Origin of the sequence: Methylorubrum podarium (genome assembly GCF_022179745.1) — a bacterium.
In the GTDB taxonomy this organism is placed as follows: Bacteria; Pseudomonadota; Alphaproteobacteria; order Rhizobiales; family Beijerinckiaceae; genus Methylobacterium; species Methylobacterium podarium.
Window position 1 is genome coordinate 1 of record NZ_BPRD01000534.1, and the last position, 10,621, is coordinate 10,621.

11 protein-coding genes are annotated in these 10,621 nt (G+C 70.4%); 8 read left to right on the top strand and 3 right to left on the bottom strand.

Going from position 1 to position 10,621, the window contains the following annotated elements; translation table 11 throughout:
* Both MFF42_RS22890 and sseA read right to left on the bottom strand, forming a co-directional pair.
* Positions 1 to 1,296: heparinase II/III family protein (locus MFF42_RS22890; RefSeq protein WP_238258002.1), on the bottom strand; the 1,296-nt coding region annotated here is incomplete at its 3' end.
* Positions 1,297 to 1,483: 187 nt separating this feature from the next.
* Positions 1,484 to 2,332, bottom strand: coding sequence for a 3-mercaptopyruvate sulfurtransferase (gene sseA, locus MFF42_RS22895; RefSeq protein ID WP_238258003.1), 849 nt, complete (start codon positions 2,330 to 2,332; stop codon positions 1,484 to 1,486).
* Positions 2,333 to 2,519: 187 nt separating this feature from the next.
* On the opposite strand from sseA, the gene MFF42_RS22900 reads away from it, so the two are divergent.
* On the top strand, positions 2,520 to 2,756 hold the full coding sequence (locus MFF42_RS22900) for a hypothetical protein (protein ID WP_238258005.1): 237 nt from the start codon (positions 2,520 to 2,522) through the stop codon (positions 2,754 to 2,756).
* Between the two features lie 98 nt (positions 2,757 to 2,854).
* Here the strand turns inward: MFF42_RS22900 and MFF42_RS22905 are convergent, their stop codons facing one another.
* Positions 2,855 to 3,940 carry a calcium-binding protein gene (locus MFF42_RS22905; protein WP_238258019.1) on the bottom strand — a complete coding sequence of 362 codons (1,086 nt, stop codon included), beginning with the start codon at positions 3,938 to 3,940 and terminating at the stop codon, positions 2,855 to 2,857.
* Between the two features lie 596 nt (positions 3,941 to 4,536).
* On the opposite strand from MFF42_RS22905, the gene MFF42_RS22910 reads away from it, so the two are divergent.
* The 7 genes from MFF42_RS22910 to MFF42_RS22940 all read left to right on the top strand — a co-directional run.
* Complete coding sequence (locus MFF42_RS22910; RefSeq protein WP_238258007.1) at positions 4,537 to 6,060, top strand: DEAD/DEAH box helicase; 1,524 nt, start codon at positions 4,537 to 4,539, stop codon at positions 6,058 to 6,060.
* Positions 6,061 to 6,164: 104 nt separating this feature from the next.
* Positions 6,165 to 6,350, top strand: coding sequence for a YegP family protein (locus tag MFF42_RS22915; RefSeq protein WP_238258009.1), 186 nt, complete (start codon positions 6,165 to 6,167; stop codon positions 6,348 to 6,350).
* 127 nt (positions 6,351 to 6,477) lie between these two features.
* Positions 6,478 to 6,762: a hypothetical protein gene (locus MFF42_RS22920; RefSeq protein ID WP_238258010.1), complete on the top strand. Its 285-nt coding sequence runs from the start codon at positions 6,478 to 6,480 to the stop codon at positions 6,760 to 6,762.
* Between the two features lie 208 nt (positions 6,763 to 6,970).
* A complete protein-coding gene (locus MFF42_RS22925) occupies positions 6,971 to 7,114 on the top strand; it encodes a hypothetical protein (protein ID WP_238258012.1) in 144 nt (47 codons plus the stop codon).
* Between the two features lie 90 nt (positions 7,115 to 7,204).
* Positions 7,205 to 7,609 (top strand): acyl-CoA thioesterase, encoded by a 405-nt coding sequence (locus MFF42_RS22930; protein WP_238258013.1) that lies wholly within the window; start codon positions 7,205 to 7,207, stop codon positions 7,607 to 7,609.
* Positions 7,610 to 7,682: 73 nt separating this feature from the next.
* Positions 7,683 to 8,327, top strand: coding sequence for an MBL fold metallo-hydrolase (locus tag MFF42_RS22935; protein ID WP_238258015.1), 645 nt, complete (start codon positions 7,683 to 7,685; stop codon positions 8,325 to 8,327).
* A gap of 239 nt (positions 8,328 to 8,566) precedes the next feature.
* The coding region (locus tag MFF42_RS22940; RefSeq protein WP_238258017.1) for a DNA gyrase subunit B at positions 8,567 to 10,621 on the top strand (2,055 nt) is incomplete at its 3' end.

Here is a 10,621-nt window from a genome sequence, read left to right on the forward strand (position 1 = left end):
CGCGACGGGGCCGGGGCCGCGCAGCACGACCGGGCCGCGGCGCGCCAGCAGCCAGCGCGCGGCGAGGCGGCCGATCCACCAGTCTTCCGGCTGGTCGAGGAAGCGGCAGGAGGAGGTGTCGGCCACCGTCGCCGTCGAGTGCGCGGCGGTGCTGCGCGCCGCCCGGCGCAGCTCGCCGCCGCTCGCGGGAGCTCCGCAATTGACGACGATGCGCTGCGCCCCGCTCGTCAGCTCGAAGGAGAGGCACCCGGCGCCGGCCTCGCGCGACTGGTCCATCGGCGGCGGCGCGCCGACGTCGCAGACCATGACGACCCGGCCCAGTTCCAGCCGGGCGTAGCCGGAATGCGACGCGTACATCAGCGTGTCGGTGCCGGACCCGTCGTAGACCAGCAGCGTGGCGAGATGGTCGGCCGCCGTCACGCCCATGCCGTTGAAGTGGCTGAGCGAGGCGTCGCCGTGGCGAAGAAGGCGCAGGGCCGGCAGCATCCGGTCGACCGCGCGCAGGAGCGCCTCGGGGGGATCGACGCTGCGGCTGAGGAAGCTCTGGCGAAGCGGCAGCAGGTCGAGCAGCAGCTCCATCGCGAAGCGCGGATCGCGGGAGCGGTGGCCGCCGTCGGGCAGGATCTGCGTGTCGAGTTCGCGCACGAGGATCCGGGTCGCCCGGCGCAGGATCGGCTCGATGCCCTCGCAACAGAGGCCCGCGTAGGTCAGCGCCACCGCGGCGAGCAGGCGCGATTGCGGCGGCGCCGAGCGGCGCAGCGAGCGTTCCAGCTCCCGCGCGCCCTTGCCGACGGCCTTGAGGAAGGCTTGGTAGAAGGCGTGGTCGGCGCCCTCCAGCACCAGCGGCGACTGGCACAGGAACGAGATCAGCCGCCGGGAGGCCACCGGCACGGGGCTGGCGCGGACGGCCTCGCCGCGCCCGCTCATGAAGTCCGAGACGAAGGCGCGGGCGTTGGCGCGGGCGAGCGCCGTGTCGGCGGCGCGGAGGTGGCGCAGCCAGCCGAAGCCGTAGAGCGCGTCCGCCCATTCGGGAGAGGGGGGATCGTAATCGAACGGGGAGCGCCCGCTCACCACCAGCGAGCGGCCCGCGAAGACGAACAGGCCGGAATAGATGTCGTCGGCGAGCGAGGCGTCGCTGGTGCGCAGGTCGTGCGGCGCGATGACGAGGCCGGTCACCCGCGCGCGGGTGAGGATCTCGGGCCGCGCCGTGAGCCGCGCCGTCCGCTCGCGGACCGCGCGCACGATCTCGTGGCCGAGCAGGCGGTAGAGCTGCCAGCGTTCGGGGCCCCTGCCCAAGCCGTATCCTCCGAGCCTTCGAGATGGGCCGCACGGGTCGCCGCGCGGATGCCGCGCAGCGGCCGTCCGGAGGCCGGCTCCGGCCAAGCTTATGCGCTTCCTCTTAACCGCCCTTTAACGCTGTGTCGTCCTCCCGCCGGCCGGCATCCCCGCAATGCACGGATGGGAGGCGGGAGCGGTCCGGCCCTCAGGCGGGACCGGTCTCGACCGGGCGGGCGGGATCGGCGCCCCATTCCGACCACGAGCCGTCGTAGAGCGCCCGCGGCTCCTTGCCCAAGGTCTCGAGCGCCAGCGCGACGATGGCGGCGGTGACGCCCGAGCCGCAGGTGGTGATGACGGGGCGATCGAGGTCGACCCCGGCCTCGGCGATCGCCGCGCGAAGGGACGCCTCGTCCCGCAGGCGGCCATTCGCCTGGAGCGCGGCGTAGTGCAGGTTCCGCGCGCCGGGCATGTGGCCGGGGCGGACGCCGGGGCGCGGCTCCGCCTCCTCGCCGCGGAAGCGCGGACCGGAGCGGGCATCGACCACCTGGGCCGAGCCGTTGGCGAGCGCCCGGGCGATGTCGCCCGCATCCGCCACGGCGCCGTTGTCGAGCCGCGCGGTGAAGTGGCGCCGGTCGCGCGGACGGCCCTCGCCGTCCTCGGTCGGGTAGCCCGCCGCGACCCAGGCGGGCAGGCCGCCTTCGAGGATCTTCACTTCGCGCATGCCGAAGGTCCGGAGCATCCAGCGGACGCGCGGGGCCGAGAACAGCCCCATCCCGTCGTAGACGACGACCTGCGCCCCGTCGCCGACGCCGAGGGCGCGCATCTTCGAGGAGAACACCTCGGGCCGCGGCAGCATGTGGGGGAGGGGGGAGTCGGTGTCGCTCATCGCGTCGAGGTCGAAGCGAATCGCGCCGGGGATGTGGGCGGCGCGGTACTCGGCCTCCGCGTCGCGCCCCTGCGCCGGCAGGTACCAGGAGGCGTCGAGCACGACGATGTCCGGCGCGGCGAGGCGCTGGTGCAGCCAGTCCACCGTGACGAAGGGCGATGTGGTCATGGATGTTCTCGCCTGCGCGGACCCGCGGGGGAAGACACCACATCCGGCATTGGCGGGAATTCGGCAAGGCCGGGGATCGGAAACCGCCGCGTCACCGGGTCCCGTTTGTTCGAAACCCTTTCGCCGGCCTGCGGGCAGCCCGATCTTCGGGTAAGCCCCATCCGGCGAGGCGAGGATACGGAACGACGTGCGCGAGACCTATCACATCGAAGTGCTCGGCCCCGAGGAGGCCGGCGCCCCGGGGGACGTTCAGCAGCGGATCTCCGTGCGGACGTCGAGCCAGGAGGGCGCCGAGGAGCGCGCGCGGCGGCTCTTCGCCCGCGCCCGGGTGCCGCAGCGCAGCGGCACCGCCGCCGAGGCGGTCCGGGTGATCGACGGCGCGGGCGTCGAAGTGTTCCGGATGAGTCGGTTCGACGAGGGGTGAACGCGGGCAGTCGGACCGCGGCGCGCCGGGTGCGTCGTCTCGGCGACGATCCGGCGGCGCCCCGCCGGATCGCCCCGTGTCAGGCGGCGTCGATGCCGTCAGGCGAAGGTGCCGTCGCCGAAGGTCGAGCGTCCCTCGGCGGCGCCGTATTCGAGGTAGTGCTGCAGCGGATTGAGGCCGGCCGCCGCGACATCCCCGTACGCCGCCAGGTATTGTTTGGTGTCGAACTGCGCCGAGGGATCGCGCCCCTCCTTCCAGCCGTAGGTCAGGTAGTGCTCGAGGGGGTTAATGCCGGCGGCCGCCACATCCGCATAGGCCGCGAGGTACCCCTTCGTGTCGAAGAACGCGTTCGGGTTGCGGCCTTCCCTCCAGCCGAAGTCACGGAAGTGCTGCTCGGCGTCGTTGCCGTTGTTGAAGACGTCCTTGTACTGGCTCAGGTAGAACAGGTCGTCCACGAGCGCGTTGCCGTCGCTCTGCACGATCGAGCGGTCGGCAAATTCGAAGACCTCCGTATTCTTGACGGTATCCGTCGAGCCTGGGCCGGCGATCACCGACAGGGTCCCGGCGGACGAGACGATGGCATCGGAGAAGTTGAAGGCGAAAACCGCGGTGTCGATGCCGGACGCGCCGTCGAGGATGTTGGCCCCCAATCCGCCCGACATCCGGTCAGCGCCGAAATCGCCGAAGACGGTGTCGTTGCCCGCATCGCCGAACAGCGTGTCATCGCCGAGGTCGCCGTCGACGAGGTCGTCGCCATCACCGCCGCGGACGGTATCGTTGTCGTCGCCGCCGGCGAGGAAGTCGTTTCCTTCATCGCCGACGACGAGGTCGACGCCGGCCTCGCCGACCAGGAAGTCGTTTCCGAGCCCGCCGTAGAGGGTATCCTCGCCGGGATTGCCGGCAGCGTAATCGTCCCCGTCCTGGCCGTAGATCGTGTCGTTGCCGGCCTCGCCGATGATCTGATCGAAGCCGTTCCCGCCGAAGATCGAATCGTTTCCACCCCCACCGGCGATGTAATCGAGGCCGCTGCCGCCGGTGATGGTGTCGTTTCCGTCCTGACCATCGATCCGGTTGAAGCCGCCCGGATCGGTAATGACGTCGTTCCCGAGAAGGCCGAGAATGATGTCGTCATCCGCCGTCCCGGTAAGAACATTGTCTCCGTTCGTTCCCGAAATCGTCGCCATTGCACATCTCCTGCCCGAACGGCTGTCAAACAGCCGATCTGGCATCCGAGACGAGATTGATCATGTTCCCAAGCTGTGCTGATTTTCCGGGATCACGAAAGCGTTACTTTAATGTGTGTTATTATAATAGATTAAGACCAAACAGTATTTGTTGATATTTGATCGTATTGCCGCTGTTCTTGCATCGCGAAGGCGCGGGGGCAGCGGCTTGTTCTCGCCGTGCTGTTATCCGGCGCGGTTGGGAAACCGGTCCGCGAAGCCGCGCCCGGGAGGCCGAACTTCGAGCGCCGTCACCGCGGGCGCGTGCGCGGCTCTTGACCGATCCGGAGAACGCGACCCGATGCGCAACCTGCGCATTGACTTCGCAGGTGCAACGTCGCATATCGCACCTGCAGCGTCAGCGGCCATACGGGGTCGCTTGAGGGGGCTGCGTGACGGTTCGCGCCTTTTTGAGGTCGCGCCCCGGCCCCTCTCTTCAACGTGCATGCACCCCAGGCCGCCCCATCACGCGGGCAGCCTCCCGGACCGACGGACCTCACTATTTCTCCGAGCGCGTGACGCCGGATCGCGGGTTCCGCTGCCTTGAAAGTACCAACTTGACCCAATTCACCGATTTCGGCCTCGCTCAGCCCGTGCTCCGCGCGCTGGAGGAGGCCGGTTACGTCACGCCGACCCCGATCCAGTCGCAGGCGGTTCCGCCGGCGATGGAGGGCCGTGACCTCTGCGGCATCGCCCAGACCGGCACCGGCAAGACCGCCGCCTTCGCCCTGCCGATCCTGCACCGCCTCTCGCTCGACAACCGCCGCGCGCCGCGCCGCGGCTGCCGCGTGCTCGTGCTCTCGCCGACCCGCGAACTGGCCAGCCAGATCGCCGACAGCTTCTCGGATTACGGCCGGCACCTGCCCTACACCAACACCGTCGTGTTCGGCGGCGTGAACATCAACCGCCAGGAGCGGGCGATCGCGCCGGGCGTCGACATCCTCGTCGCCACGCCGGGCCGGCTCATCGACCTCGTCGACCGCCGGGCGCTGACGCTGGAGGGCGTCGAGATCCTCGTCCTCGACGAGGCCGACCAGATGCTCGACCTCGGCTTCATCCACGCGCTCAAGCGGATCGTGAAGATGCTGCCGGCGCGCCGCCAGAGCCTGTTCTTCTCGGCCACCATGCCGAAGAACATCGCGGGCCTCGCCGACCAGTACCTCACCAACCCGGTTCAGGTGGCGGTCACGCCGGTGGCGACGACCGCCGAGCGCGTCGATCAGCAGGTCATCTTCTGCCACACCGGCGCCAAGCAGGCCCTGCTCAACCACATCCTGCGCGATCCGAAGATCGAGCGCGTGCTCGTCTTCACCCGCACCAAGCACGGCGCGGACCGGGTCGTGCGCGGCCTCGACAAGGCCGGCATCGTCGGCGCGGCGATCCACGGCAACAAGAGCCAGCCGCAGCGCGAGCGGGCGCTCGCCGCCTTCCGCGACGGCTCCTGCCGGGTGCTGGTGGCCACCGACATCGCCGCCCGCGGCATCGACGTCGAGGGTGTCACCCACGTCGTGAACTACGACCTGCCGAACGTGCCGGAGAGCTACGTCCACCGCATCGGCCGCACGGCCCGCGCGGGTGCGGAAGGTCAGGCGATCTCGTTCTGCAACGACGAGGAGCGCGCCTACCTCCGCGACATCGAGCGCACCACCCGCCAGAAGGTGCCGGTCGCCGGCTTCCCGGAGGGCTTCGTGCCGCCGAGCCGCCAGGAGGCGCAGGACACCGCCGCCGAGGAGGCGCGCCGTCCGCCGCGCCAGCCGCAGGGTCGCCCCGGCCATCGCCAGGGACGGCCGGGCGGCGGTCGCGGCCAGGAGCAGCGCGGCGAGCCGCGCGGCCACGAGGCCCGCGGCGGACGTCCCGGCGGCCAGCCGGGCCACCGTCAGGACCAGCGGACCGGCGCGCCGCGCCCCGACGGTCAGCGTCAGGATCAGCGCCGCCCCGAGCGGGCCGGCGAGGGCCGTCCGCAGGGCGCGCGTCCCCAGGGCGGCCGTCCGAACGACGCGCGCCGTGACGGACGCCCCGCGCGCTCCGGCGGCGAGGGCGGCCGGGCGATCGGCTGGCTCGACCGCGCCCCGCGCTCCTGATCGCAGCGGGCTTCGACGCGATCCGAAGCGATCCTTTCGGCGCGGGATGCGTTCTATCCCGCGCCGTGCTCGTTCGAAGCGCGGCCCGGCAGGAGACAGGCGGGATGCGCTACGAACTCTATCGCGACGCGGGCGGGCAGTGGCGCTGGCGCCTGCGCGTCCAGAACGGCAACGTGATCGCCGATTCCAGCGAGGGCTACATGCGCCGCGAAGACTGCGAGCGCGGCATCGCGCTGGTGAAGAACAGCGGCGAGGCCTCCATCGTCGACATGACGACGAAGATCGCCTGAGGCGGGCCGGCCCGAGGGCGAGGCCGCATTTTCCCGCGCAACCGTTTCGGACCCTCGCGCGTTTCCGCTCCCGCGGCACGCCGGCTACGGCGTGACCGTTCGCGATTGCCGCAGAGGGAATGCCCACTTGCTCAAGAAACTCCTCATCGCCGCGTTGATGGTCCTGGGCCTCGCCGCGGTCGCCCCGCAGGGTGCGTCGGCCGCCCCGGTCGGTCCGTCGGCCGCGCTGGTCACGGAGACCGCGCCCGCGACCGTCGAGAAGGCGCAGTACTACTACCGTCGTGGCTGGGGTCCGCGCCCCTACTACGGTCGCCGCTTCTACGGCCCGCGCCCGTTCTACCGTCGCCCGTACTACCGCCGTCCGTTCTACGGCCCGCGTCGCTTCTACGGCCCGCGCCGCTTCTACTACTGATCCGGCCTGAACCCTCGGGAGCCGCAAGGGTCTCCTGAGCGCGCGGTCATCCGAGAAGCCCGGAGCGTCGTCGCCCCGGGCTTTTTCGTGTTCGCGCGGTGCGGTCCCGGCCGCAGGGTCGGCCGCTTTCCGAAACGCCCTCGGCGGATGTAGTATGACAGCCGAGCGAGCGGGTCCGCGTCAGACGGGCCCCTCCGGAGGACGCCCCATGATCGATCTCGTGACGCGGCAGCGGCGCGCGATTGCGCCCCCTCGCACCTTGTCCTGGCAGGATGTCCCGCTGGAGCTGTACGTCTGCGCCGCGGCGATCTTCCTCGCCGCCGGGCTGGAGCTTCTCGGCCTGATGCCCTGACGCAGCGCTCGCCGCCTCTGGCGCGTGTTCGGCGCCCGTGCTTGGCTGTCGTCCGAGACACCGTCGAATCGGCAAAAATCGGGGGGATCGATGACGCAGGCGATCGATGGGGGCGACGAGCGTCCCGTGGGCGATCTGACGGTGCGCACCATCGCCATGCCGGCCGACACCAACGCCAACGGCGACATCTTCGGCGGCTGGGTGCTGTCGCAGATGGATCAGGCCGGCGGCATCGCCGGGGTCGAGCGGGCGCAGGGGCGGGTCGTGACCGTCGCCGTCGATGCGATGACCTTCATCCGGCCCGTGCGGGTCGGGGACGTGCTGTGCGTCTATACCCGGATCGGCCATGTCGGGCGCACCTCGATGAAGATCCACCTCGAAGCCTGGGCCCGGCGCTTCCAGACGCAGGTCCGCGAGAAGGTGACCGAGGCGACCTTCACCTTCGTCGCCATCGACGAGGCGGGCCGGCCGCGCCGCATCCCGGCCGAGGGCTGACAGCGCGGGCCTTGGCGCTTCCCGGCCCGACGGTCTAGAACCGCACACGACATCCTCCATCCGACGAGTCCGCATGCCCGCCACGCCCCGCGCCGCGATCATCCCGGTTACCCCGTTCCAGCAGAACTGCACCCTGATCTGGGACGACGAGACCAAGGCCGGCGCCGTGGTCGATCCCGGCGGCGACCTCGATCGGATCGAGGCGGCGATCCGCTCGCAGGGCGTCAAGGTCGAGAAGATCCTGCTCACCCACGGCCATATCGACCATGCCGGCGGCGCCGCGGAGTTGAAGGAGCGGCTCGGAGTCCCCGTCGAGGGCCCGCACGAGGCGGACCGGTTCCTGCTCGATTCCCTGCCCGAGACGGGCGCGAGCTACGGCCTCGACGGCGCCCGCGCGGTCACGCCGGACCGCTGGCTCGACGAGGGCGACACCGTCAGCGTCGGCGGCCTCACCTTCGACATCTGGCACGCTCCCGGCCATTCCCCCGGCAGCGTCGTGTTCATGAGCCGCGACGCCCGCTTCGCGCTCGTCGGCGACGTGGTGTTCCAGGGCTCGATCGGCCGCACCGACCTGCCCGGCGGCAGCCACGAGCAGCTGATCCGGATGATCAAGGAGAAGGTCCTGCCGCTCGGCGACGACGTCGCCTTCATTCCCGGTCACGGGCCGACCGGGACGCTCGGGCAGGAGCGGACGACGAACCCGTTTCTGCAGGGATAAGGGCCGGGGCGCGCCGCTTCGGACGGTGTCGGATCCTGACGCGGCCGCCTTGCGCGCGAGCCTAACGGAGGATTAACGGAACCGCGTCAGAAAACGGGTTGCGGTGGCGCTTTCCCGACGCGAAAACCGATGCAAAATCAGAGGGGAACGCCTATATGAGATGGGCACGGACATAGCAGGCACGCCCGGTCCGTCCGGGCTCGAAAAAGGGCTCACGAGCCGCCTGCCCGAGGAATTTCATGGCTGACTCCCCCAACACCGAACACGCCGACAGCTACGGCGCGGAATCGATCCGCGTGCTGAAGGGCCTGGATGCCGTGCGCAAGCGGCCCGGCATGTATATCGGCGATACCGACGACGGCTCCGGCCTGCACCACATGATCTACGAGGTGGTGGACAACGCCATCGACGAGGCGCTTGCCGGCCACGCCGACCTCGTGACGGTGACGCTGAACCCCGACGGCTCCTGCACGGTCTCCGACAACGGCCGCGGCATTCCCACCGACATCCACAAGGAGGAGGGGGTCTCGGCCGCCGAGGTCATCATGACCCAGCTCCATGCCGGCGGTAAGTTCGACCAGAACTCCTACAAGGTCTCGGGTGGCCTGCACGGCGTCGGCGTCTCGGTCGTCAACGCGCTGTCGGTGAGCTTGAAGCTGCGGATCTGGCGCGGCGGCAAGGAACACCGGATGGAGTTCCATCACGGCGACGCGGTGGCCCCGCTCGAGGTCGTCGGCCCGGCGGGCGACCGCCGCGGCACCGAGGTGACGTTCCTGCCGAGCCCCGAAACCTTCACGATGACGGAGTTCGACTTCGCGACGCTGGAGAAGCGCCTGCGGGAGCTCGCCTTCCTGAACTCGGGCGTGCGCATCGTGCTGACCGACGCGCGCCATGCCGAGCACAGGCGGGAGGAGCTCTGCTACGAGGGCGGCGTCGAGGCGTTCGTGCGCTATCTCGACCGCTCCCGCAAACCCGTCGACGGCATGACCAAGCCGGTGACCGTGCTCGGCGAGCGCGATGGCATCCGCGTCGAGGCGGCGTTCTGGTGGAACGACTCGTTCAACGAGACGGTCCTGCCGTTCACCAACAACATCCCGCAGCGCGACGGCGGCACCCACATGGCGGGCTTCCGCGCCGCCCTGACGCGCCAGATGACCGGCTACGCCGAGTCCTCGGGGATCGCCAAGAAGGAGAAGGTCTCGCTCACCGGCGACGATTGCCGCGAGGGCCTGACCGCCGTCATCTCCGTCCAGGTCCCGGACCCGAAATTCTCCTCGCAGACGAAGGACAAGCTCGTCTCCTCCGAGGTCCGCCCGGCGGTCGAGAACATCCTCAACGAGGGTCTCTCGACCTGGCTGGAGGAAAACCCGGCCCAAGCCAGGTCGGTGATGGCCAAGGTGGTTCTGGCGGCGGCCGCCCGCGAGGCGGCACGCAAGGCCCGCGAGACCATCACCCGCAAGGGCGCGCTCGACATCGCCTCGCTGCCCGGCAAGCTCGCCGACTGTCAGGAGCGCGATCCGTCGAAGTGCGAGATCCTGCTGGTGGAGGGCGATTCCGCCGGCGGTTCGGCCAAGCAGGGCCGCGACCGCACCTTCCAGGCCGTCCTGCCCTTGCGCGGAAAAATCCTCAACGTCGAGCGCGTGCGCGCCGACCGGATGCTGTCCTCGGCCGAGATCGGCACGCTGATCACCGCGCTCGGCGCCGGCATCGGCCGCTCCTCGACCGACCGCGAGGGCTTCAACCCGGACAAGCTGCGCTACCACCGCATCATCATCATGACCGATGCGGACGTGGACGGCTCGCATATCCGCACGCTGCTGCTGACCTTTTTCTTCCGGCAGATGCCGGAGATCATCGAGCGCGGGCACCTCTACATCGCCCAGCCGCCGCTCTACAAAGCCGAGCGCGGCCGGCGCGCCCTCTACCTCAAGGACGAGCGGGCGCTGGAGGACTACCTGATCGACCAGGGCGTCGAGGGTGCCGTGCTGCGGCTCGCCTCCGGCACCGAGTTCGGCGGCGCCCAGCTCAAGACGCTGGTCGAGGAGGCGCGCGCCTTCCGCGGCATCCTGCTCGGGCTCCACACGCGCTACGACCGCTCGGTGGTGGAGCAGGCGGTTCTGGCCGGGGCCTTCGCCAAGGATGCGGCCGAGCATGCCGGCGAGGCCGAGGTGCTGGCCGACCGGACCGCCAAGCGCCTCGACCGGATCGCCGACGAGATCGAGAAGGGGTGGACCGGCGCGGCCGCGGAAGGCGGCTACGTCTTCAGCCGGACGCTGCGCAGCGTCAAACAGGTC

What these genes read in the sequence shown, in the direction of transcription:
- sseA (WP_238258003.1), bottom strand. Translation starts at nt 2,332, where the DNA reads ATGACCACATCGCCCTTCGTCACGGTGGACTGGCTGCACCAGCGCCTC.
- MFF42_RS22905 (WP_238258019.1), bottom strand. Translation starts at nt 3,940, where the DNA reads ATGGCGACGATTTCGGGAACGAACGGAGACAATGTTCTTACCGGGACG.
- MFF42_RS22915 (WP_238258009.1), top strand. Translation starts at nt 6,165, where the DNA reads ATGCGCTACGAACTCTATCGCGACGCGGGCGGGCAGTGGCGCTGGCGC.
- MFF42_RS22925 (WP_238258012.1), top strand. Translation starts at nt 6,971, where the DNA reads ATGATCGATCTCGTGACGCGGCAGCGGCGCGCGATTGCGCCCCCTCGC.
- MFF42_RS22930 (WP_238258013.1), top strand. Translation starts at nt 7,205, where the DNA reads ATGACGCAGGCGATCGATGGGGGCGACGAGCGTCCCGTGGGCGATCTG.
- MFF42_RS22935 (WP_238258015.1), top strand. Translation starts at nt 7,683, where the DNA reads ATGCCCGCCACGCCCCGCGCCGCGATCATCCCGGTTACCCCGTTCCAG.